Raw genomic sequence first — 22,955 nt, 5'->3', positions numbered from 1 at the left:
GGATGCACGTTGCCCGCCATATAGGAACGCCGGGCCGGTTTGTCGCCCTCTTGTCACATAATGGCTTGGTCACGAACGGCTGGACGCGATTCGTAACCGGGGCTAGCCAGTGGGGCATGAGCGACGATCATGAGCAGGGCGTCGTGCTGGCGCCGAAATTCGACGCGGCAGGTCTGATCACCGCGGTCGTGACTGACGCGGCCGATGGAACGGTGCTGATGGTCGCACACATGAACGCGGCGGCGCTGGCGCTGACCCGTTCGACCGGCGAGGCGCATTTCTGGTCGCGAAGCCGCGGGCGTTTATGGAAAAAAGGCGAAACGTCCGGCAATATACTCCGCGTCGTCGACATGCGGATCGACTGCGATCAGGATGCGATATGGTTGCAGGCAAACGCAGCCGGCCCTGCCTGCCATACCGGCGAACGAAGCTGTTTTTACCGACGGATCGACGGAGACGGGCTGGTGCGCGACTGAGGGTCGCGCGGCGTTGCTGTCAATATTGTCAATTGATCATTCCGTAAACGTCAATCTATGATGGCGTATGGCTACGCAGCATCACGCGACAGTTGACACGCCGGATACGCGCAACCGGCATCAATATTCGATCTCCGATCTGTCGGAGGAGTTTCACGTCACTGCCCGCGCCTTGCGCTTCTATGAGGACGAAGGGCTGATCGCGCCGCAGCGGCGCGGAACCGCCCGGATCTACTCGAAGCGTGATCGCGCCCGGCTGGCGTGGATTTTACGCGGCAAGCGTGTCGGTTTCTCGCTCGGCGAAATCCGCGAGATGATCGATCTCTACGACATCGGCGACGGCCGCCAGGAACAGCGGCGCGTGACGATCGAGAAATGCTCCGCCCGGGTGAAGATGCTGGAGGCGCAAAAGCGGGACATCGATGCGACGATCGACGAGTTGCGACGTTTCGTTGATGCGGTCGCCCAGGTCGACGCCGCCGACTGATCTTAGCCCGCCGTTCTTCTGGAGAGAGTCTGGACATGCCGATCTACACCGCGCCGATCCGCGATACACGCTTCGTTCTCGACCGGATGCTGGGGCTCGAACGTTACAGCAACCTTGCCGGTTTCCAGAACGCCGCGCCTGACGTGATCGACGCGGTGCTGACCGAAGGCGCGAAATTTGTTGAAGAAGTGCTGTTCCCGCTGAACCAAAGCGGAGACGCCGAGGGGTGCACCCGCCATGCGGACGGAGCGGTGACGACCCCGGCGGGGTTCAAGGGCGCTTATGACCAGTTCGTCGCGGCCGGATGGGGAACGCTGGGCGGGGTAGAGGAATTTGGCGGGCAGGGCATGCCGCATGTCGTCGCCACTGCCTTTGAAGAGTATTTGTGTTCGGCCAACATGGCCTTTGCGATGTATAACGGGCTGACGATGGGAGCGGTCGCCGCCATCCTTGCCAAGGGATCGGACGAGCAGAAGGCGCTGTACGTCCCGAAGATGGTCTCCGGCGAATGGGGCGGCACGATGAACCTGACGGAGCCGCAATGCGGCACCGATCTGGGGCTGATCCGCACGCGGGCCGAGCCGGCGGAAGACGGCAGCTATCGTATCACCGGCACCAAGATTTTCATTTCTGCCGGCGAGCACGACCTGACCAGCAACATCATCCACCTGGTCCTCGCCAAGATCAGCGGTGCGCCGGATAACGTGAAAGGGATATCGCTGTTCATTGTGCCGAAGCATCTGGTCAACGACGACGGCAGCCTTGGCGCGCGCAACGGCGTGTCCTGCGGCTCGATCGAGCACAAGATGGGCATTCACGGCAATGCCACCTGCGTGATGAATTATGATGGGGCGACCGGCTATCTGGTCGGAGAGGCCAACAAGGGGCTGGCGGCGATGTTCATCATGATGAACGCGGCGCGCCTCGGCGTTGGACTGCAGGGGCTGGCGCAGGGCGAGATCGCCCATCAGAACGCGGTCGCCTATGCCGGCGAGCGGCGGCAGGGCCGGGCGCTGACCGGCGCGGCCGAGCCGGACGAAAAGGCGGACACGCTGTTCGTCCATCCCGACATTCGCCGCACCCTGATGGAAGGCAAGGCGTTGACCGAAGGGCTGCGGGCGCTGTGTCTGTGGGGCGCGCTTCAGGTCGACCTGAGCCACAAGGCGGAGAGAGAGGAGGAGCGGCAGGCGGCCGACGACCTGATCTCGCTGCTGACTCCAGTGATTAAGGGCTATGGCACCGACATGGGCTACCGCATCGCCACCAACGCCCAACAGGTGTTCGGCGGCCACGGCTACATCGTCGAGACCGGTGTCGAACAATATGTCCGCGATGCCCGGATCGCGATGATCTACGAAGGCGCCAACGGTGTCCAGGCGATGGATCTGGTCGGGCGCAAGCTGGCCCAGAACGGCGGTCGGGCGATCCAGGCTTTCTTCGCGCTTGTCGCGGCAGAAGCGGCCGACGCCAGGGACGATGCCGATGCCGCCGAAGTCGCGGCGGCGCTGGAAAAGGCATTGGGCCAGTTGCAGGCCGCGACGATGTGGCTGGTGCAGCACGGCATGACCAACCCGAATAATGCCGGTGCGGCGGCAACGCCGTACCTGCACCTGATGGGCATCGTCGCGCTGGGCCTGATGTGGTTGCGCGCGGTGCGAGCGGTCAGCGGCGACGACAGCGATTTCGCACAGGCCAAACGCACGACCGCCCGCTTCTTCGCCGCCCGGATGATGCCTCAGGCGGGCGCGCTCAGGCGGGAGATCGAAGCGGGTGCGGAGACGCTGATGGCGCTGGAGCCGGGGCAGTTCGCGGCGTAGTTGCGGGCGACGGGCTGGGCACTGGCGGCGGCGCCTTCATGCACTGGTCCGGGTGAGGGCGCTTGAACTGCGCGCAGTTCCACAGCATTTTTTCGAAGCTGTTTGCGCGGTTGCGCAAATAGCTGAACGCCTGATTGGCAACATGCGCGTCGCTGAGCGGCAGGGCCTCCGCCGCCTTCGCCACATCGGTCCAGCCGACGAATTTGCAGAACGATCGGTCGCCGCATGTTTCCAGCGCCAGCGCCGGGTAGCTGTCGGGCGAAGCGCCCGGATCGAGGACCACGAGAAATGTGTCGCGCGCCGCCGAGACCGTGGTCACGCGCCGCGGCTTGCTGGCGGGTAGCACGGCCAGCGCGGCAACTCCGGTGGCGCCGGGTGATGGAGTCGGCAACGGTATTGGCCGGTGCACGGTCGATAGGAAGGCGATCCTGGCGATCGTCGGTTCCGGCCCGGTTGAATTGAAGCGAAAGGCGGGCGGCGTGCCCCACCATCCGGCCCAGCGAAAAAACAGATGGCTGTTCACCGCGGCCACCTTGTCCAGGCTCGCGCTCCAGTAGGGCACGACCCAGTCGGTATGGTAATGGGTTGAATAGCCGACCGGCTTGAACACCGTGCCCGAAAGCGCCCGTTCTGCCCGCTGCTGCGCCGCCCGCCAGGCTGGTCGCGGCGGCACACGGGCCAGCGCGCCGTCGCAGGTAAAGGTGAACTGGCACCCGGTCGACCGCTCCTGGCCCTGAAAGACCACGCCGCAGATCGTTTTGGGGAAGGCAGGGTGACGCAGTCGGTTGATGACGACCTGCGCGACGGCCCGCTGGCCGTCGGCGTCGGCAGCACCGGCTTCGTACAGCATCGCCGCCGCCAGACAGTCGATCGCCCTTGCCCGGTCGGCGCCGCTATCCTTCAATCGGAATGGTCGGGCCGCCGGGTTCGGGCCGCGCGCAAACGGCACGGCGGCGTTGATCGCGACCGCTGCATCCCGACTGAGAGCGCGCAACTCCAGCGGTTCGACGGGCGGCGGGGGCGGCGCGGGACGGGGCGGTGGGCGCGCACCGCCCGTCGCCGAGGCGGTGCGCGCCTTCATCCAGCTTGCCGCACCCAATCCCACTGCGAGCAGAAGGATCGTCACGATCACCCATGCTGCCGGCGGGAAAAGAGCGCGCGACCGTTGCACTGCGGTGCGACCGCTTACGCCTCCGGCAAGAAGTCGGGCAACGACAGATAGCGTTCGCCGGTATCGTAATTGAAGCCGAGAACGCGGCTGCCGGTGGGCAGGTCCTTCAGCTTCTGGGCGATCGCGACCAGCGTTGCACCGGACGAAATGCCGACCAGCATACCTTCCTCGCGCGCTGCGCGACGGGCCATTTCCTTCGAGTCATTGGCGTCGACCAAAATGGTGCCATCGATCGCCTTGGTGTGAAGGTTGTCCGGGATGAACCCGGCGCCAAGCCCCTGGATCGGGTGCGGGCCGGGTCGGCCGCCGGAGATCACCGGCGACAAAGCCGGCTCTACGGCGAAAACCTTGAGGTTCGGCCATTCCGGCTTCAGCCGTTCGGCAACCCCGCTGATGTGGCCACCGGTGCCGACCCCGGTTATGATCGCGTCGATCGGGGTGTCACGGAAGTCAGCGAGGATTTCTTCGGCCGTCGTGCGGGCGTGAACCGCGACATTCGCCGGGTTCTCGAACTGCTGCGGCATCCACGCGCCGGGCGTCGCCGCGACGAGTTCCAGCGCGCGCTCGATCGCGCCCTTCATCCCCTTGTCGCGCGGCGTCAGGTCGAAACTCGCACCGTAAGCCAGCATCAGCCGCCGTCGTTCCAGCGACATGCTTTCGGGCATCACCAGAATCAGGCGGTAGCCCTTGACGGCCGCGACCATCGCCAGGCCGATGCCGGTGTTGCCGCTGGTCGGCTCGACAATCGTGCCGCCCGGTTTCAGCGCGCCGGAACGCTCCGCATCCTCGATCATCGCGAGCGCTATGCGGTCCTTGATCGAACCGCCGGGATTGGTGCGTTCCGACTTGATCCACACCTCCGCGTCGCCGAACAGCCGGCGCATGCGGACATGGGGGGTGTTGCCGATGGTGTCGAGAATGCTCTCGGCCTTCATGTAACGGTCTCCTTGATCGGAACGTCCTCCAGGGACGCGGGCGGGTCGAATGTATAGGCGTTGCGCAGTTCGGGAAACCAGCGGGCCCACAAAATGGCAACCGCTATTGCGCCCACTCCGCCGGCGACAACCGCAGGGACCGGGCCGATCGCTGCGGCCAGAAAGCCGGATTCCGCTTCGCCCAGTTCATTAGACCCGGAAACGAACAGAGTGGACACGGCGCCTACCCGGCCGCGCATCGCGTCCGGGGTGTAGATCTGGATCAGCGACTGGCGGACATAAACGGACAGCATGTCGGCGGCGCCAAGCAAGGTTAGCATCGCCAGCGACAGCGGCATGGACCGGGAAAACCCGAACACTACCGTCGCGGCGCCGAACACCGCGACACCCACCAGCAGCTTGGCCCCGACATTGTGTTTGAGCGGGCGCCACGAAAACCAGAGGGCGGTCAGCACCGCGCCCACCGCCGGGGCCGCGCGCAATTCGCCCAGGCCCTGCGCGCCGACATGCAGGATATCGCGCGCGTAGATCGGCAGCATCGCCGTCGCGCCGCCGAGTAGCACCGCGAACAGGTCGAGCGAGATAGCGCCGAGGACCAGCCGGTTATGCCTGACATAGCGCAACCCGTCGATCATCTGGCGCCAGGGCGAATCGGCGACCAGCGTTGGCAGGCGGACCCGGCCGATCAGCATCAACGCGATGAACGATGCGGTGAACAGCAGCGCCGACATCTCGTAAGGCAGCGCGTGGGAGCGCGCATAGAGCAGGCCGCCGAGCGCGGGGCCAAAGACCGCACCCGCCTGCCAGGCGATGGAACTCATCGCGATCGCGGTCGGCAGTACCGGTGGCGGCACCAGATTGGGTGCGAGCGCCTGCAACGCCGGGCCGGCGAAGGCGCGGGCGACACCCAGCAGCGCCGCGACCACGAAGATCGCCGGCAGGTTGATCGTGTCGGTCCAGGTCAGCAGCATCAGCGCCAGCGCGCAGCACAGTTCCAGGCAAACGGCGGCACGGGCGATCCAGCGGCGGTCGATCCGGTCCGCTACCCAGCCGACCACCAGCGTCAGCAGCAGCAGCGGCAGGAACTGCGCCACACCGACCAATCCCAGCTGAAATGCCGCCTCCTTCGGCGTCATGCCCAGCTTGCCGCGGGCGATGTCGTACACCTGCCAGCCGATGACGATCACCATAGCCATCTGCGCCAGCGTGGCCGTCAGTCGCGCGACGAAATAGGCACGAAAGGCCGGGAAGGCGAAGGGATGGGGAATTGGGTTCACGGAAGCGGCGCCCAACGGCAAGGTCGATCGGAACTCTCTACAGATCAGGCGATCGTAACGAAACTGTCGATCACCCGTTTCGATCCGGCCTGTTCGAACCGGATCTCCAGCTTGTTACCCTCAATCGCGTCGATCCGGCCATAGCCGAATTTCTGATGAAACACGCGCATGCCAACCGCAAGATCGCCGCGCCCTTTGTTGCCGAGGCTGACGGCGCTTGCGCGGGCTTCGACAATGCGGGTCGGCGACCGGTCGAGGCCGCCGGTCACGGCGCGCTGCCAGCCGGGGCCACGGCCGGTGCCGCGCGCGACATTGGCGAACGGGTCGGCGCGCTCCGACCAGTTGGCGCGCCACAAGCTTTCGCCGCCGGTCATGCTCGATTCGGTCTCGACATGGGGGGCTGGCAGTTCGTCGATGAAGCGCGACGGGATCGCGCTGGTCCACTGGCCGTAGATGCGGCGGTTCGCGGCGTGGAGGATGACAGCCTGACGCCGCGCCCGGGTCAACGCGACATAGGCGAGGCGGCGCTCCTCCTCCAACGCGGGCAGACCGCCTTCGTCGAGCGCGCGCTGCGACGGGAAAATCCCCTCTTCCCACCCGGCGAGATAGACGGTCGGAAACTCCAAACCCTTGGCGGCGTGGATGGTCATGATCGTCACCTTCGCCTCATCGGCGCGGGCGTCATTGTCCATGACCAGGCTGACATGTTCCAGGAAGGCACCGAGCGTTTCATATTCTTCCATCGCCCGGACCAGTTCGGTCAGGTTTTCGAGCCGCCCCGCTGATTCCGCGGTGCGATCGGCCTGCAGCATCGCAGTATAGCCCGATTCCTCCAATATCTGTCGTGCCAGTTCCGGGTGCGGCAGGCCCTGCGCCATGTCCCGCCAGCGGGCGATCGCCGCGACGAAGCTGCCGAGCGAACGGCGAGCGGCGGCCGTCAGTTCGTCGCTGTCGAGCAACTGGGCGGCCGCGGCGGTCAGCGGCATGTGCTCGGCGCGCGCGGCGCGGTGGATCGTCTCGACCGCCTTGGCGCCAAGGCCGCGCTTCGGCACGTTGACCACCCGTTCGAACGCCAGATCGTCCGCCGGTTGATTGACGAGGCGGAGATAGGCGAGGGCATCGCGGATCTCGGCACGCTCGTAGAAGCGGAAGCCGCCGACGATGCGATAAGGCAGGCCGATCGAGATGAACCGGTCCTCGAACTCGCGGGTCTGGTGCTGGGCGCGGACGAGGATGGCGTGGTGGTCAAGCGGCTCGCCGCGGCGCTGACCGTCCTCGATCAGCTCGCCGACACGGCGCGCTTCCTCCGGCCCGTCCCACACGCCCAGCACCCGCACCTTTTCGCCGGCGTCGGCTTCGGTCCACAACGTCTTGCCGAGGCGGCTGCCGTTATGGGCGATGACAGCGGATGCGGCGGCAAGGATATGCGGGGTGGAACGGTAATTCTGTTCCAGCCGGATGATCGCCGCGCCGGGAAAATCCTGCTCGAACCGCAGAATGTTGGCGACCTCCGCCCCACGCCAGGAATAGATCGATTGGTCGTCGTCGCCGACGCAGCAGATGTTCTTCCGCTCCTGCGCGAGCAGGCGGAGCCACAGATACTGGGCGCTGTTGGTGTCCTGATATTCGTCGACCAGAATGTAGCGGAACCGCTCCTGATACTGGGCGAGCACCGCCCGGTCGCGCTTCAGGATTGTCAGCATGTGGAGCAGAAGGTCGCCGAAATCACAGGCGTTCAGCGCGCGAAGCCGGTCCTGATAGGCGGCGTAGAGGCGCTGGCCGGCGCCATCGGCAAAGCCCGCCGCTTCACCAGCGTCAACATCCGCCGGGGTCCACCCCCGGTTTTTCCATCGGTCGATCAGGCCGCCCAGCTGGCGCGCCGGCCAGCGTTTCTCGTCGATGTTCGCGGCCTGGATCAGCTGCTTCATCAGCCGCAGCTGATCGTCGGTGTCGAGAATGGTGAAATTGCTTTCCAGCCCGACCAGCTCGGCGTGGCGGCGGAGCATCTTCGCGCAGATCGCGTGGAAAGTGCCAAGCCAGGGCATACCCTCCACCGCGTCGCCGACCAGCCGGCCGACGCGCTCGCGCATCTCCCGCGCCGCGCGGTTGGTGAAGGTGACGGCAAGCAGTTCAGACGGCCACGCCTTACGGGTGTAGAGCAGGTGGGCGAGGCGCGCAGTCAGCGCCGCTGTCTTGCCGGTGCCGGCGCCGGCCAGCACCAGAACCGGGCCGTCGGTGGTCAGCACCGCCTGCCGCTGCGGCGCGTTGAGGCCAGCCAGATAAGGCGGATCGTCCGGTGAGGGGGCGGGAAGGGTCATCGGTGAACAGTTAGGGAACAGAAACGGCAAGCGCAACGTCGACGGACGGCACCGCCCGGTCCGATCACGCCGGTTGCAGCAGGGTCAGCCGGGCCTTGCCGTGCACCCGCTCGGCGGCAACGACGAAGCCCGGAACGGTAACGGCTTCATCGCGCGCGGTTTCGATGCTGGCCCAGCCGCCCGGCGCCAGCGCCACCCGTGCCAGCGCCTGCTGGCCAAGGCCGCTGCCATATGGCGCGTCGGCAAAGATCAGGTCGAACGGCCCGCCGGCAAATACGGTAGCCGACTGGGTGCGGATGTCCGCCGTCGCGCCAAGTTTTGCGGCGTTGGCGCGGATTGCGGCGATCGCCGCGCTATCCTGCTCAACGAAGGTGCAATGGGCGGCCCCGCGCGACAACGCTTCGAAACCAAGCGCGCCGCTGCCGGCGAACAGATCGACGACACGCAGCCCCTCGAACGTGCCGAGCCGGCTCGCCAGCATGGAGAACAGCGCCTCGCGGGTGCGGTCGCTGGTCGGGCGGGTGGCATGGCCGGCGGGAGCGGTCAGCGGACGGCCGCGCCAGATGCCGGCGATGATCCGCATCAGCGCAGCGTCTTCCGGAACACGGCGAGATCGTGTGGGCGCACTTCGTCCACCGCGCCGATCGGCAGATCGGCCAGTGGGAATGGGCCATAAGCGGTGCGGATCAGGCGCGACACCTTCAGGCCCAGATGCTCCAGAACGCGCCGCACTTCGCGGTTCTTGCCTTCGCGCAGCTTCAGCTCGATCCAGACATTGGCCCCGGTTCGGCGCTCCAGATTCGCGTCGATCGATCCGTATCGGACGCCGTCGATCGTCACCCCCTCGATCAACTCCTCCAGCGCCGCCTGGCTGATCTGGCCGTAGGCGCGGGCACGATAGGTCCGCTCGACCCCGGTCGCCGGTAGCTCCAGTTGCCGTTTCAGGCCGCCGTCTGTGGTTAGCAGCAGCAGCCCTTCGGTGCTGAGGTCGAGCCGGCCGACCGGCATGATCCGGGGCAGGCCGGCGGGCAGGCGGCTATAAATCGTCGGCCGCCCCTTCGGGTCGCGCTCCGTCGTCAGCAGACCCGCTGCCTTGTGGTAGCGGAACAGGCGGGTAGGCTCTGCCGGCGCCACTGGTTTGCCGTCGACCGTGACGCCATTCAGCGAGGGGAGAATCGTGGCGGGCGTTTCGACCGGTTTGCCGTCAAGCGCGATCCGGCCGTCCGCGATCATCCGCTCCACCTCTCGCCGCGACGCGATGCCGGCGCGGGCCAGCAGCTTGGCGATGCGCTGATCGCCGCTGTCTGTAGCGGATCGGCGTGGTTGGGCGGGGTACGGGCGGCGGGGCGGCGGCATCGACCTTGGTCCTTCGAAAAAATCACATGGTGCCGGAACGCTGTTGAGCCGAACCGGCGCCTGCGGCGTTGTCTTCCCCGGTGGGCAATGGCGCGCAAGGCTGACAAGCGCGGCAATGGCCCAAACGGGACGGAGCGGCAATGCTGTTTGACCGAAAGACACGAATGATCGAGCGGGTCCTGATCGTCGAGGACGAGCCGCTGATCGCATTCGACAGCGAGCATTTTCTGATCGAACAGGGCTATCATGTGGTGGCGACTGTCGACAGCGTGGCGCAGGCGCTGGCCGTGATCGAAACAGAACCGATCGATCTGGTGCTGGCCGATGTCGCATTGTCGAACAATGGTGATGGGATGGCGGTGGCGCGGGCGGCGCATGCACGTGGAATCGCCACGCTGTTCGTCACCGGCGCCTGCCCGCCGGAAGCACGGCAATTCGCTGTTGGTTGCCTTATGAAGCCCTATGGGCACCGCCAGTTGCGGCAGGTGATCGATGCGGTGCAGGCGGTGATGCGAGGCGAAGCGCCGGAACACATACCCGCCGGCCTCAGCCTGTATTGAGTCGCGACTCGATTTCCTCGTGGAAATGGCGGACGCCGCTTTCCAGCGTCCCCAGCGTAAGCCACTCGATCGCGCCCGATTCCAGGCCCTGTTGGCCCAGGGTGGCAGCGCGAAAGTCCTCGCCACCGAACACGCCGGTGTCGAGCAGGTCCCAGCTGTGTTGCCAGTGGTCGCGCGCCTTTTCCGTTGCCGGTGCTTCCGGGATCAGCATGAAATCCTCAACCAGAACGCGATCGTGACCACGCGGCATCAGCACCATCAGGTTCACATAATCCGGACTGACGACGATCACCGTCGCAGGAAACAACTGGTAGGCGAAGGTAACCGCGGCGCGTAGCGCCGGCCAGTCGCCGGGGGGAAGCGCCGCCAGTTCCGCCACGCGTCCGACCGCCGATCGCTGGTGCGGCCCGATCTTGTCGGCGGCGGTGACCCCGTCCTTGAAAAATGGCCCGATCGTGCCGGCATGCAGCCGCTGGACGTGATAACTTTCCAGGAAAGCGTCCATGATCAGTTTCCAGTTCGCGGCGACGTCGTGGGTGTGGCGCCTGAACAGATGTAGTCCGCCAAGCCCGAAGGCGTCGAAATCCGGTCCGACTGCGCTGGCGGCGGTGAAATCCGCATCCGTGGCGAAGGCGAACCAGATCAGCCCGCTGGTTTCGCGGCTCGGCAACTCGACCAGCCCGTAGCTTGTCTTGTCGAGGCCGGGGAAGCTGTCGGCGCGGGGCAGGCCGACAAGCTTTCCATCGAGCGCGTAGCTCCAGGCATGATAGGGGCAGACGAGGCGCGGGGCGTATTGTGCCTCCATCCCCTCCACCAGCCGCGTGCCGCGATGGCGGCAGACATTCATGAAGACATGGGCACGGCCGTCGGCATCGCGGGTGATCAGCAACGGCTTGCCGAAACCGTCGTGCGGCACGGCCGTGTTCGGTCGGGGGAGCAGCGCCGATGGGGCGATGACCTGCGGCAACCGGTCGAAAAGCGCGGTCTTCTCCGCCGCCCACCGCGCCGGGTCGGTATAAGCGGCGGCGGCGACATGGCTGATCGCCGCGACGGGTGCCGGACCGCCATGGGCGATACGATCCGCGAGCGCGAGCTGTCCGGCAGTGGGCGTGGACATGATCATGGCCAACAGGATGACTCCTGTTGACGTGAACGGCAAGGGCGGTTCCGGCTTGACGGGGCGGGGTGGGGCCGCTCACTTCCGCCGATGGCGTCCATTCCCCCGCAGGCCGCGCGGCCATCCCTGATCGAGTCGGTGAAGCCCTATCTGGAGAAGGCGCCGCTGGCGGCGCTGTTCCTCGGCATATCGTCCGGTTTCCCCTACGCGATGATCGGCGCGACGCTGACCACGCGGCTGGCACAGGACGGCATCGACAAGAAAGCGGTTACCGCGTTCAGCCTGGCCTTCCTGGTCTACAATCTGAAGTTTTTGTGGGCGTGGGTGGTGGACGGCGTGCGGTTGCCGCTAATCGGGCGGCTGGGCCAGCGTGTATCCTGGCTGATTTTCGCCGGGGTGCTTGTTATGGCGGCGGTCGCCAATCTGGCACTGGTCGACCCTCAAACCAGTCTGTTGCAGACGGCGTATGCCGCGGTTCTGGTCGGCATTGCCGGCGCGACGTTCGACATCGTCATCGATGCCTACCGGATCGAATTGCTGAAGCCGGAGCAACTGGGCGTCGGTTCCGGCATGTCGCAATATGGCTGGCGGATCGGGTCGGCGGGGGCCGGGGCGATTGCGCTGGTCGTCGCGGCGCGGGTCGGATGGGAGGCGGCCTATCTCGCCTGCGCGGCGCTGGCGCTGCCGGCGATGCTGGCCGGGTTGATCGCCGGAGAGCCGGAGCGCCATCGCGCGCCGGGCGGCAAGCGCGGCCTGGCGGAAAGCTGGCAGGCGATTTCGGGGCCGCTGGTCGAATTTTTCCGCAGGCAGGGGGCGTTCCTCGTCCTGCTGTTCATCCTGCTCCACAAGATCGGCGACACGCTTGCCAACCTGACGTTGCGGCTGTTGTTCGACTGGCTTGGCTTCACCAACGACGAGATTGCGCTTTACGACGTTGGCCTTGGCTTCTGGGCCTATCTGATCGGCATCTTCGTCGGCGGCATCGTCTATGCCCGGATGGGGATGAAGCGGTCGGTGCTGCTCAGCCTGATCCTGATGGCGGTATCCAACCTCAGTTTCGCGGCGCTGGCGGCGGCCGGGCACAGCAATATCGGCATGGCGGTGGCGATCGGATTCGAGAATTTCGCCAGCGGGGTCGGCGGGGTGACGGTCGTCGCCTATTTCTCAGCGCTGACCGACCTGCGGTTCACCGCCGCGCAATATGCGCTGATTTCCGCAGCGGCGAGCGTCGTCGGGCGGTTCCTGACCGGGACGACGGCCGGGGCGCTGCTCGAAAGCTTCGGCTATGTGAATTTCTATCTGATGACCACGCTGGCGGCGGTGCCGGGCATTCTGCTGTTCTGGCTGATGATGCGGTCCGGGCTGATCGATGGGTCGATCGGTACGGCGGGGACCGATTCAGGCGGGGAGCGGCCGGCCTAGATCGGCGAAGGCCCGGCTGACCGCCTGCGCGCTCGACAGGGCACCAAGCGACTGACTGCTCGGCAACAGTGCGCCCAGATGCCGCCGGGCGCCGCGCGGGTTGGCTTCCGATGTCGCGATCGCGGTCAACAGCGTTGCTTCCCCCTCGGTCATCCGCGGGCAGCAGCAGGGGGCGACGACGATCGGGTTGGCGGCGGCGCGCGCCATCTCCGCCATCAGCGCGCGCAGCAGGACGAGGGGGCGGCGGTAGCTCTTGCCGAAGGCGCCGAGGAAGGCGGCGGCGGCGTGGGCGTCGGCAAGGCCGCCCGCCGCCATGCGCCGGATCGCGAACAGCAGCAGCCGCGCCCGGTCGTCAGCGGGAATCGGGTGCGGCAGCATGGTCGAGAAGTCGGCGGCAGCGGGCATGGGTGACTCCTTGGTTATCAGGGTCAAATCACACCATAGACCGCTATTGCAAGTCAATCGCAATAATTTCAGTCGGGCGGCGTACCGTTGAGCGCGAGGGCGACACCGGCGAGATAGAGCGAGCCGGCGATCAGGACCGTGCGGGCCATGGGGCCGGTGCTGGCGGCGAAAGCCGTACGGGCCGCAGGGGCCGTGCTGGTGGCGGGAGGTGTGGCGGTGGCGGGAGCCGTGCTGGCTGCCGGGGCCGATAAGTCTGCTGGGGGCCTCGTATTCGACTGGGCCGTGCTGCCGGTCTGAATCGCGCCGCCTATCGCGGCAACGCCGTCGTCAGGGGGCGCGTAGCCGTTCGGGGCCGCGCTATCGGCCGGGATCGTGCCGGCAACGGGGGGCATGTGGGCAGCCGGGCGTGCGTTCGCGACCGGGCGCGCGCCGGAGCGCTCGCGCGATTCTGCCGTTGCGCCAGTCGTCGGAGACGCGGCGATAGTGAGGGCGGCGGGGAGGTCGGCGGCGGTGGTGGCCGGGATGCCGAGCGCGGCGGCGGTGGCGGCGATGGTGGCCGGGGGATGATGATCGTGATCCGGCACCGGCACGGCGACCAGCCGGGCGATCATCGGCGCGAGTAGACCGAGGAAGCTTTCGGCGTCCTTGTTGGCGAGCATGCCGAGGATCATCGTCACATGCTGGCCGCCGAGATGGATGGCCAGCGCCTCGGCCGCCGCCGGATTGTGGCCGCCGTCGAGCAGCAGCGTCGTGCCGGGCGGCAGCATGGCGGCGAGGGTGCCGTGGTCGAGCGGCTGGAGGCGCGCCGGCCAGCGGGTCGCGGCAATGCCGGTGGCGATCGCCGAGTCGGACACCGCGATCGCCTGCTGGTGGCGCACCATCGCGACGGCGAGGGCGGCGTTCAGGTGCTGGTGGGCGCCGGCAAGGCCCGGTTCTGGCAGGGGGACGGTGCCGAACGGGTCGCGATAGGCGAAAGGCTGTTCGTCGATCGTCCATCCTTCACCAAGGCTGTGGACCGGCGCCCCGGCGGCGGCCGCGACGGTGCGGACCGAGTCGGCGACGCTGGCGGAATAAGCGAGGGTGACGAGCGGCACGCCGGCACGGACGATCCCGGCCTTTTCGGCGGCGATCTGTTCCGCTTTGTCGCCAAGGAACGCCTGATGATCGATACCGAGCTGGGCGATGCCGCAGACGACCGGCGCCGGGATGACGTTGGTCGCATCGAGCCGGCCGCCAAGCCCGACCTCGATCACGCAGGCGTCGGCCGGGGTGCGGGCGAAGGCGAGGAAGGCGGCGGCGGTCGTCACCTCGAAGAAGCTCGCCTGAAGATCACCGGCGACGGCCAGCACCTCTTCGAGCAGCGGCGCCAGCAGCGCATCGTCGATCAGGCGGCCGGCGAGGCGGATGCGTTCGTTGAAGCGGACGAGATGGGGGCTGGAATAGACGTGGACGCGCTTGCCGGCCGCCTCCAGCATCGCGCGGAGGAAGGCGCAGGTCGAGCCTTTGCCGTTTGTGCCGGCGACATGGAACGCCGGCGGCAGCCGCAATTGCGGGTCGCCGAGGCGGGCGAGCAGGGTTGTGATGCGTTGCAGGCCGAGGATGTCGCGCCCCGGCGACAGCAGGGTCAGGCGGTCGAGCTGGCGCTGAACGGCCGGGTCGGCGGAATGGGCGAAATCCATGCGGGTGGCGGCTCGGCTCTGTCCGGTTGCGGTTGCGGCACCGCACGCCCGCGGGAGCGGGAGCCCTTCGAGGCATGGAGCGGTGCGCCGGTGCCCCTGGGCCCCTGCCTTAGCGGGAGCGCGGAGAAGATGGCTCTAGAACGGCGATGAGTGCGATGGAAGCGGCGGGTTTTGCACCCGTGCCGGATCGCCCGCGGCGCTGCGCGCCTCGCGATGACGGGCGATCGGTGCGAGCCTCAGGCCGGGACCGGGGCGAGGTAGGCGATCAGGCGGGCGAGGGTGGCCTTCATGTCTTTTCGAACGACGACCATGTCGAGCATGCCGTGATCGAGCAGATATTCGGCGCGCTGGAACCCCTCCGGCAGCTTTTCGCGGATCGTGCTTTCGATCACCCGCTGGCCGGCGAAGCCGATCAGCGCGTTCGGTTCGGCGATCTGGACGTCGCCGAGCATCGCGTAGCTGGCGGTGACGCCGCCGGTCGTCGGGTCGGTCAGCACGACGATGTAGGGCAGGCCGGCCTCGCGCAGTTCGGCGATGGCGACGGTGGTTTTCGGCATCTGCATCAGCGACAAAATGCCTTCCTGCATCCGCGCGCCGCCAGCGGCGGTGAAGATGATATAGGGGCATTTGTCAGCAATCGCCGCCTGGGCGCCCGCGACGAAGGCGGCGCCGACGCCAAGCCCCATCGACCCGCCCATGAAGCCGAAATCCTGCACGCCGACGACCGCGCGTTCGCCGTCGATGGTGCCGCGCGCGTTGAGCAGCGCGTCCGGTTCCTGCGTGTCGGCACGGGCCTGTTTCAGCCGGTCGGCATAGCGTTTGGAATCGCGGAATTTCAGCGGGTCTTCCGCCACCTTCGGGTTGGGCAGCAGCGTGTAGCCTTCGTCGAAGACCTGGCGGAAACGGGTGCGCGCGCCGATCCGGTCATGCCGGCCGCATTTCGGGCAGACGTTGAGATTTTCTTCCCACTCGCGCGCGAAGATCAACTGCCCGCACGACCCGCATTTGTGCCACAGATTGTCGGGCGTTTCGCGCTTGGCGATGAAGGGCAGGGCGTTGCGGACGCGGTTGAGCCAGCTCATGCGGCGGTCTCCTCAGGCAGTTCCGGCGATCGCGCGGGCGAGATCGGCGGTATAGGCGGTAATGGCGGCGGGCGCTTTGGCGCCGTCGCGCGCGATGATGTCGACCAGCGCCGAACCGACGACGACGCCGTCGGCGACACGGGCGACGGCGGCGGCCTGCTCCGCCGTGCGGATGCCGAAGCCGACGGCGACCGGCAGGCCGGTTTCCGCCTTCAGCCGGGTAACGGCGGCGTCGATGCTGGCCTGTGCGGCCTGTTGCAGGCCGGTGATGCCGGCGACCGAGACGTAATAGAGGAAGCCGCCGGCGCCGGCGAGCACGGCGGGCAGGCGGGCGGCGTCCGTGGTCGGCGTTGCCAGCCGGATCGGCGAAATGCCGGCAGCGCGCAGGGCGGGGCCGAGCACGGCATCCTCCTCCGGCGGGATGTCGACGCATATCACGCCGTCGACTCCGGCGGCGGCGGCCTGTTCGGCGAACCAGTCGGCGCCCCGCCGCAGCATCGGGTTGGCATAGCCCATCAGCACCAGTGGCACGTCCGGGTGGCGGCCGCGAAAGGCGGTGGCGATCGCCAGCAGGTCCGCCGTGGTGGTGCCGGCGGCAAGCGCGCGCAGATTGGCCTTCTGGATCGCGGGGCCGTCCGCCATCGGATCGGTGAACGGCATGCCGAGTTCGATGACGTCGGCGCCACCGGCGACCAGCGCGTCGAGGATCGCGCCGGTATCCGCCGGGGTCGGATCACCGCCGGTGACGAAGGTGACGAGCGCCGGGCGCCCCTTGGCGAACGCGGCGGAGAGGCGGGCGGTCACAGCTTCACCCCAAGCGCGTCGGCAACGGTGAAGATGTCCTTGTCCCCCCGGCCGGAGAGATTGACGATGATGATCTTGTCCTTCGCCATCGCCGGGGCCAGCCGTTCGGCGACGACCAGGGCGTGGGCGGATTCGAGCGCGGGGATGATCCCTTCCAGCCGGCACAGCCGCTGGAACGAGGCGAGCGCCTCCGCATCGGTCGCCGGTTCGTAGCGGACGCGGCCGATGCTGTGCAGCCAGCTATGTTCCGGGCCGATGCCGGGATAGTCGAGCCCGGCGGAGATGCTGTGCGCCTCGGTAATCTGGCCGTCGGCGTCCTGCAGCAGATAGGTGCGGTTGCCGTGGAGGATGCCGGGGCTGCCGCCGGCGATGCTCGCGGCGTGGCGATCCGTCGACAGGCCGTCGCCCGCCGCCTCTACCCCGACGATCTCGACGCCTTCATCGTCGAGGAACGGGTGGAACAGGCCGATTGCGTTCGATCCGCCGCCGACCGGAGCGATCAGCATGTCGGGCAGGCGACCTTCCGCCGCCAGAATCTGTTCGCGCGCTTCGCGGCCGATCACCGACTGAAAATCGCGGACCAGTTCCGGATAGGGATGCGGGCCGGCGGCGGTGCCGATGATGTAGAAGGTGTCGTGGACGTTGGCGACCCAGTGGCGCAGCGCCTCGTTCATCGCGTCCTTCAGCGTCTGTGCGCCGCTTTCCACCGCGACGACATCGGCGCCGAGCAGTTTCATGCGGAACACGTTCGGCTGCTGGCGGGCGACGTCGACCGCGCCCATGAAGATGGTGCAGGGCAGGCCGAACAGCGCCGCGACCGTCGCCGTCGCGACGCCGTGCTGGCCGGCACCGGTTTCGGCGATGATCCGCCCCTTGCCCATCCGCCGGGCGAGGAGGATCTGGCCGATGCAGTTGTTGATCTTGTGCGCGCCGGTGTGGTTCAGTTCCTCGCGCTTCAGGTAGATTTTCGCGCCGCCCAATTCCTCGGTCAGCCGCCGGGCGAAATAGAGCGGGTTGGGGCGGCCGACATATTGTTTCAGCAGGTCGCGAAATTCCGCGTCGAAGGCGGGGTCCGCCTTGGCCGAACGGTATTCGCGTTCCAGATCGAGGATCAGCGGCATCAGCGTCTCTGCGACGTAGCGGCCGCCGAACGGACCGAAATGCCCGGTTTCGTCGGGCTGGTTCCTGAGCGTGTTGGGCAGGGTCATGACAGGCGAACGGCTTTAAGGAATGCGGCGATCTTGTCCACATCCTTGATGCCGGGCGCGGTTTCGACGCCGGAGGACACGTCGACCAGATCGGCGCCGGTCGCGGCGATCGCCTCGCCGACATTGCCGGCGTCCAGCCCGCCCGACAGCAGCCAGGGGCGCGGGTGGACGAAGCCGTCGAGCAGCCGCCAGTCGAAGCGCAGGCCCATGCCGCCGGGCAGCGCCGCCGCGTCCGGCGTCTTGGCGTCATAAAGGATGCGCTCGGCGAGCGGGGCAAAGGGGCGGGCGGCGTCGAGGTCGGCACGGGTGCGGACGGCAACGACCGGCCACAGCGCAATGGCGGGAAAGCGCGTGCGGATGGCGGCGACCCGGGCCGGTGCGGTCTTGTGCAATTGCAGCACCGCAAGGCGCGCGGCGGCGATGGCGGCGTCGAGCAGCGCATCGTCTGGGTCGACGAACACGCCGGTGCGGTGGATGCGATCCGGCACCCGCGCGGCGAGCGACGGCGCCCGGTCCAGCGCCAGATGGCGGGGGCTGGGCGGAAAGAACACGAAGCCGACATGGCTGGCGCCCCCGGCGATGGCAGCATCAAGGGTGGCGGGCGTGGTCAGGCCGCAGATTTTCGCGGTGGCGGGCATCGGGGGGCTTTAGGCGGTATGGCGGTGGAAGGGAACCGGGCGCTTCCGGGGTTGGTGCGTCCCTCGACTACGCTCGGGATGGACGGAGATGGAGAGGTGTTCTCTTTTTAATCCTCCGTCCATCCCGAGCGTAGTCGAGGGACGCACCCCCTTAGAGCGTGGCCTTGATCGCGCGGGCGGCCTGGTCGGGGTCGGGGGCCTGGGTGATCGGGCGGCCGATGACCAGGATCGAGGCGCCAGCGTCGAGGGCGGCGCGGGGGGTGACCACCCGTTTCTGGTCGCCGCTGCTGCCGTCCGCCGGGCGGACGCCGGGGACGACGAAGAAACCGTCCGGCCACAACGCCTTCGCCGCCGCGACTTCGGCGCCGGAGCAGACGACGCCGTCCAGACCGGCGTCGCGGGCGAGCAGGGTCAGCCGTTCCACCTGTGCGGCGGAGCCGTCGGGCACGCCGATGCGGCTGAGGTCGCGATTGTCGAGGCTGGTCAGCACGGTGACGGCGACAACCCGGGTGCCGGCCGGGGCGGCGGCCTTCGCGTCTTCCATCATCGCCCGGCCGCCGGCGGCGTGGACGGTCAGGATCGCCGGTTTCAGCGGGCGCAGCGCCTGGATCGCCTTGGCGACGGTGTTGGGAATGTCGTGCAGTTTCAGGTCGAGGAAGATCGGCAGGCCGAGCGAGGCCATGTCACGCACCCCGGCACGGCCGTTGGCGGAGAAGAATTCAAGGCCGAGCTTGATGCCGCCGATATGGCTGGAAACGCGCTGGGCGATCGCCATCGCCTGATCGAGATCGGGGGTGTCGAGCGCGACGTAGATGCAACTGCTCATGGCAGCGGCGCCATGTCGACGGGGGTGCCGGGGGCGATGGTCTGCGCAGCTGGCGCGGGAACCGGCGGCGCGTTGGCGGCGCGTTCGTCCGCAAGGGCGCGCTCGCTGGCGTCCAGCCGGCGGCGCCAGCGCCAGCGCGATGCGCCGTGGAGCAGCAGCGCCGGCAGCAGCCCGGCGAGGAAGGCGACGAGCAGCAGCATCGGCAGCTTGGTTTCGAGGATCAGCCCGTCCCACAGGTTGACCGGCACCACCACCCAGTTGTTGTAGCAGAACAGGGCGATGAGCACGGCGAGCACGGCCCAGAACAGGGTTTTCAGGAATTGCATGGTCGGTTCCGTCTGCTTCCGGTCGGGCGCCACTCTATGCAGAATGGCGGGAAAAGGCGAGTCCGGGCGGGCGGTCAGGGGCTGCCGATTTCCCGGCGGAGCTGGGTGAAGAGCTGCGGAACGGCGGTGAGGCGGGGTTCTTCTTCATCGAGGATGGCCAGAAACGCCTCGCGCTTGCAGGTGGCGACGGCCCCCGGCGGCAGCGTCGTTCCGGGCGGCAGGGTGGAGACAAGCAGGTCGATTACCCGCTCCGCCCCGTGAAGCCGGCCCCACAGATAGTCGTTTTCGCGATAGGCGCGGCTGAAGAAGGCCCCGAAACTGTTGAAGCGGATGCCCTTCAGCGTCGCTTCCGCCCCGCCGGCGCGGATCGAGGTACAGTCGTCGGGCGCGATCCGGTCGACCTTGACCGGGTCGAACTCGCCGCCGCTTTCCCCCTGGGTCAACGACAGGGTGGCGATGTCGTAGAAGGGGAAGCCGAGATAGGCGAGCAGCATTTCACGCCGCTGGCCGCGGGGCAGGCCGGCCATCGCCGCCGCCAGCCGGGCATCGGTTTCCGTGTCGACGGCGCTCAGCGCGCGCTGGGCGGCGAGGCTGTCGAGCGCGGCGGGCAGATCCTTCGCGCGCAGCAGTTCCGCCAGCGTCGGCGCGTAGAATTGCGGCGTCTCGCGGTCGAGATAGGGCGACAGCAGGGTGAACACCTCCGTCCGCATCGCCTCGATCGCGGGGTCGCCGCCTTCCGACAGGGTAGCGAGCCGGGCGGCAAGCGAGCGCAGGCGGCGGATACGGAAGCCAAGATCATGGGCGCGAAAGAAGGCGATCGCCGCAGGGGTTGCGCCGCCGCCGGTGCCCGAAACCCGTTCAAGCCCCGCCGCCTGGCAATGATCCCACAGCGCATCGCGCAGGGTGGTGCGCTCGCCCCGCCAGCCGATCCGTTCGAACAGCGAGGCGATTTCCTCGATGATCCCGGCGACCTTCAGATGGCCGTAGGCGGCGTAGGCGGAACCGGCCTGTTTGGCGGCCGCCGTTTGCGCCTTGGCCCGCCAGCCGGCGAGCCGCGCCGGTGTCGGCCGGTCGAGGAAGAAGGTGCGGCCGTAAAGCGCCTCGATCGTCTCCTCCACCTCGCCCTGGAGCGAATCGATGATCCGCCGGGTGCGGGTGATCCGCGCCGAGCGGCCGGCGATCGCCTCCAGCGTGTCGCGGATCGGCTGCTCACGCGGGATGTCCGACAAGGCGCCGAGAATGGTGGTGAAAAAGCCGGGCACGGTGTCGCCGCCGCCGAGCAGCTTGACGCTGCGGACGCCCGGCTTCGGATCGATATAGACGAAGCGTCGGTCGACCTCCCGCCGGGCCGGGCGGTTTTTCAGCGCGTCGAACGCCGGGCGGAACGGCGCGTTGGCCAGCACCGACCCGTCGATCAGCACGGCCTGCTCTGCCGCCCCCGCCGCGCTGTGCGCGGGCAGCGCACGGGCGAGGAAGGCGTCACGTTCCGGCCAGGCGATGTCGCGGTCGGCAAGCACACCGTCGATCTCGGTAACCGTGAAGGCGGGAAAGGCGCCGGGGAAGCTGGCGGTTGCCCGGCAGGCGAAGGCGAGGTCGGGGATCGCCGCGAAATGACCGCCACCGGCCGGGCAGGTGAAACCGATGGACAGCCGGTGTTCGGTTTCGACGATTTCAGCCGGGCTGTTCAGCCGCACCCGTTCCGGGTGGCCGTGGAAATCGGTGACGGTGACGGTCAGGTCAAGCGGCTGGGTCGGGGGCAGCAGGCGCGGACCGGCCGGGGTTTCGGCCATGGCCTGCAATGCGTCGAGCAGCAGGCCGGTAAAGCCGGGACCGCCAAACGGCGGCGCGAACCAGCGCGACCGGACAAAGGCGCTGAGTTTGGCGCGAACCTCATCATGCACTTCGGGATCGACATCGTCGACCGAGGCGCCGCGCCGGGCGGCCATGATCGCCAGCGGCGCCGCCCAGATCTTGCTGAGCCGCGAGGCGGCGCGCGCCGCCGGGTCGAGCAGCCGTTCGACATCGGCGACTTCAAGCCACAGGTCGGTCAGCGGATCGAGCGACTGGCCGGTGTCGATCGCCTGAGCGAGAAAAACGCCGTTGATGCCGCCGGCGCTGGCGCCGGTGATGATGTCGGTGAACACGGTCAGCCGCAGCCCGGCGTCCACCTCTATCCGTTCGAGCAGGCCGCGGTAGACGCCCTGGCTGCCGCCGGCGGCAGCCTCACCATCGTGGAAGGCACGGCTGGCGCGGGCGAGGCGCCAGATTTCCTTGGTGACGCCGTGCATGTAGACCGCGAGGCTGATGCCGCCGTAGCAGACCAGCGCCAGCCGCAGTTCCTTCTCGCGGATCATTGCGGCTCCACCGTAGCCCAGATCGGCAGATGGTCCGACGCGAGCCGCGCGGCAGGCGAGCGGTGGACGCCGCATGCCTCGACCGTGACGTCCGGGCTGACCATGATCCGGTCGAGCGCCACGACCGGGCGGCGCGCGTGAAAACTGCGTCCGCAGGGGACGAAGCCGTAATGATCGGCAAAGTCGCGCAGGCAGCCGCCTTCCGGGCTCCATTCGTTCAGGTCACCCATCAACACGGTCGGGAGCGTACCGTCGAGCGATTCGAGATGAGCGATGATCGCCCTTGCCTGCCGCCGGCGGCGCAGGCCCGACAGATCGAGATGCATGCCGACGACGCGGATGTGCTGGCCGCGCACCCGCAGATCGGCCCGTACCGCGCCGCGCGGTTCCAGCGTCGGGATATGGATGACGGCACGGTCGATGACCTCGACCGACTTCCTGACCAGTATCGCATTGCCATGCCAGCCCATTCCGTCCGGCCGGACGCCGAAATCGACGGCGCGCAGGTCGCTCTGGTCATCCAGAAGATAGTGCGGGATCGCGCTGAGCCGCGCGCCGAAGCGCCGGTCCGCTTCCTGAAGCGCGACCACGTCGGCGCCGATTTCGCGCAGCACGTCGATTGTCCGCGCCGGCAAGCGGCGCCGATCGGTGCCGATGGCTTTGCGCATATTGTAGCTGGCGACGCGGATCATGCGAC

At 67.8% G+C, this 22,955-nt stretch carries 22 protein-coding genes; 5 read left to right on the top strand and 17 right to left on the bottom strand.

Annotated features, from left to right (window positions below):
* Window positions 1-116: 116 nt before the first annotated feature.
* The 3 genes from hisI to ACMT1E_RS07245 all read left to right on the top strand — a co-directional run bounded on the left by hisI (window position 117) and on the right by ACMT1E_RS07245 (window position 2,780).
* Window positions 117-476, top strand: coding sequence for a phosphoribosyl-AMP cyclohydrolase (hisI, locus tag ACMT1E_RS07255; protein WP_414903312.1), 360 nt, complete (start codon window positions 117-119; stop codon window positions 474-476).
* Window positions 477-543: 67 nt separating this feature from the next.
* Entirely contained in the window at window positions 544-963 is a 420-nt protein-coding gene (locus ACMT1E_RS07250; protein WP_414903080.1) for a MerR family transcriptional regulator, read from the top strand.
* Between the two features lie 35 nt (window positions 964-998).
* Window positions 999-2,780: an acyl-CoA dehydrogenase C-terminal domain-containing protein gene (locus tag ACMT1E_RS07245; RefSeq protein WP_414903078.1), complete on the top strand. Its 1,782-nt coding sequence runs from the start codon at window positions 999-1,001 to the stop codon at window positions 2,778-2,780.
* Here ACMT1E_RS07245 and ACMT1E_RS07240 read toward each other — a convergent pair.
* The 6 genes from ACMT1E_RS07240 to ACMT1E_RS07215 all read right to left on the bottom strand — a co-directional run bounded on the left by ACMT1E_RS07240 (window position 2,713) and on the right by ACMT1E_RS07215 (window position 9,837).
* Window positions 2,713-3,906, bottom strand: a complete 1,194-nt coding sequence (locus ACMT1E_RS07240) for a cell wall hydrolase (protein WP_414903076.1) — start codon at window positions 3,904-3,906, stop codon at window positions 2,713-2,715. The genes ACMT1E_RS07245 and ACMT1E_RS07240 overlap by 68 nt on opposite strands.
* A 59-nt stretch (window positions 3,907-3,965) precedes the next feature.
* Complete coding sequence (gene cysK, locus ACMT1E_RS07235) at window positions 3,966-4,886, bottom strand: cysteine synthase A (RefSeq protein WP_414903074.1); 921 nt, start codon at window positions 4,884-4,886, stop codon at window positions 3,966-3,968.
* Window positions 4,883-6,163, bottom strand: a complete 1,281-nt coding sequence (locus ACMT1E_RS07230; RefSeq protein ID WP_414903072.1) for an MFS transporter — start codon at window positions 6,161-6,163, stop codon at window positions 4,883-4,885. The genes cysK and ACMT1E_RS07230 overlap by 4 nt, the downstream gene beginning before the upstream one ends.
* A 44-nt stretch (window positions 6,164-6,207) precedes the next feature.
* Window positions 6,208-8,481: an ATP-dependent helicase gene (locus ACMT1E_RS07225; protein WP_414903070.1), complete on the bottom strand. Its 2,274-nt coding sequence runs from the start codon at window positions 8,479-8,481 to the stop codon at window positions 6,208-6,210.
* 64 nt (window positions 8,482-8,545) lie between these two features.
* Complete coding sequence (gene rsmD, locus ACMT1E_RS07220; RefSeq protein ID WP_414903068.1) at window positions 8,546-9,064, bottom strand: 16S rRNA (guanine(966)-N(2))-methyltransferase RsmD; 519 nt, start codon at window positions 9,062-9,064, stop codon at window positions 8,546-8,548.
* Window positions 9,064-9,837 (bottom strand): pseudouridine synthase, encoded by a 774-nt coding sequence (locus ACMT1E_RS07215; RefSeq protein WP_414903066.1) that lies wholly within the window; start codon window positions 9,835-9,837, stop codon window positions 9,064-9,066. Before ACMT1E_RS07215 ends, rsmD begins: the two co-directional genes overlap by 1 nt.
* Before the next feature lie 164 nt (window positions 9,838-10,001).
* Here ACMT1E_RS07215 and ACMT1E_RS07210 point away from each other — a divergent pair, with 164 nt between their 5' ends.
* Window positions 10,002-10,397, top strand: a complete 396-nt coding sequence (locus ACMT1E_RS07210) for a response regulator (RefSeq protein ID WP_414903064.1) — start codon at window positions 10,002-10,004, stop codon at window positions 10,395-10,397.
* Here ACMT1E_RS07210 and ACMT1E_RS07205 read toward each other — a convergent pair.
* Entirely contained in the window at window positions 10,384-11,514 is a 1,131-nt protein-coding gene (locus tag ACMT1E_RS07205; protein ID WP_414903063.1) for an aromatic ring-hydroxylating oxygenase subunit alpha, read from the bottom strand. The genes ACMT1E_RS07210 and ACMT1E_RS07205 overlap by 14 nt on opposite strands.
* A gap of 90 nt (window positions 11,515-11,604) precedes the next feature.
* On the opposite strand from ACMT1E_RS07205, the gene ACMT1E_RS07200 reads away from it, so the two are divergent.
* On the top strand, window positions 11,605-12,936 hold the full coding sequence (locus ACMT1E_RS07200; protein WP_414903062.1) for an AmpG family muropeptide MFS transporter: 1,332 nt from the start codon (window positions 11,605-11,607) through the stop codon (window positions 12,934-12,936).
* On the opposite strand, the gene ACMT1E_RS07195 is transcribed toward ACMT1E_RS07200, so the two are convergent.
* The 10 genes from ACMT1E_RS07195 to ACMT1E_RS07150 form a co-directional block, all read right to left on the bottom strand.
* Entirely contained in the window at window positions 12,913-13,341 is a 429-nt protein-coding gene (locus tag ACMT1E_RS07195; RefSeq protein WP_414903060.1) for a DUF6628 family protein, read from the bottom strand. The genes ACMT1E_RS07200 and ACMT1E_RS07195 overlap by 24 nt on opposite strands.
* A 68-nt stretch (window positions 13,342-13,409) precedes the next feature.
* Window positions 13,410-15,020, bottom strand: coding sequence for a glutamate ligase domain-containing protein (locus ACMT1E_RS07190; protein WP_414903058.1), 1,611 nt, complete (start codon window positions 15,018-15,020; stop codon window positions 13,410-13,412).
* Between the two features lie 236 nt (window positions 15,021-15,256).
* Complete coding sequence (gene accD / locus ACMT1E_RS07185) at window positions 15,257-16,102, bottom strand: acetyl-CoA carboxylase, carboxyltransferase subunit beta (protein ID WP_414903056.1); 846 nt, start codon at window positions 16,100-16,102, stop codon at window positions 15,257-15,259.
* 12 nt (window positions 16,103-16,114) lie between these two features.
* The gene (trpA, locus tag ACMT1E_RS07180) at window positions 16,115-16,906 is read right to left on the bottom strand and encodes a tryptophan synthase subunit alpha (RefSeq protein ID WP_414903054.1); all 792 of its coding nucleotides are present in this window, start codon (window positions 16,904-16,906) and stop codon (window positions 16,115-16,117) included.
* Window positions 16,903-18,114, bottom strand: a complete 1,212-nt coding sequence (gene trpB / locus ACMT1E_RS07175; protein WP_414903053.1) for a tryptophan synthase subunit beta — start codon at window positions 18,112-18,114, stop codon at window positions 16,903-16,905. Before trpB ends, trpA begins: the two co-directional genes overlap by 4 nt.
* Entirely contained in the window at window positions 18,111-18,752 is a 642-nt protein-coding gene (locus ACMT1E_RS07170; RefSeq protein WP_414903051.1) for a phosphoribosylanthranilate isomerase, read from the bottom strand. Before ACMT1E_RS07170 ends, trpB begins: the two co-directional genes overlap by 4 nt.
* Window positions 18,753-18,903: 151 nt before the next feature.
* Window positions 18,904-19,578: an orotidine-5'-phosphate decarboxylase gene (gene pyrF, locus ACMT1E_RS07165; RefSeq protein WP_414903049.1), complete on the bottom strand. Its 675-nt coding sequence runs from the start codon at window positions 19,576-19,578 to the stop codon at window positions 18,904-18,906.
* Window positions 19,575-19,904 carry a lipopolysaccharide assembly protein LapA domain-containing protein gene (locus ACMT1E_RS07160; protein WP_414903047.1) on the bottom strand — a complete coding sequence of 110 codons (330 nt, stop codon included), beginning with the start codon at window positions 19,902-19,904 and terminating at the stop codon, window positions 19,575-19,577. The genes pyrF and ACMT1E_RS07160 overlap by 4 nt, the downstream gene beginning before the upstream one ends.
* A 74-nt stretch (window positions 19,905-19,978) precedes the next feature.
* Window positions 19,979-22,255: a patatin-like protein gene (locus tag ACMT1E_RS07155; protein WP_414903311.1), complete on the bottom strand. Its 2,277-nt coding sequence runs from the start codon at window positions 22,253-22,255 to the stop codon at window positions 19,979-19,981.
* The gene (locus ACMT1E_RS07150; RefSeq protein ID WP_414903046.1) at window positions 22,255-22,950 is read right to left on the bottom strand and encodes an endonuclease/exonuclease/phosphatase family protein; all 696 of its coding nucleotides are present in this window, start codon (window positions 22,948-22,950) and stop codon (window positions 22,255-22,257) included. Before ACMT1E_RS07150 ends, ACMT1E_RS07155 begins: the two co-directional genes overlap by 1 nt.
* Between the last annotated feature and the right edge of the window lie 5 nt (window positions 22,951-22,955).

Source organism: Sphingomonas flavalba (assembly GCF_047553045.1).
GTDB lineage: Bacteria > Pseudomonadota > Alphaproteobacteria > Sphingomonadales > Sphingomonadaceae > Sphingomonas_L > Sphingomonas_L flavalba_A.
Note: the sequence above shows the minus strand (reverse complement) of the source record. Positions and strands in the feature narration are given on the sequence as shown.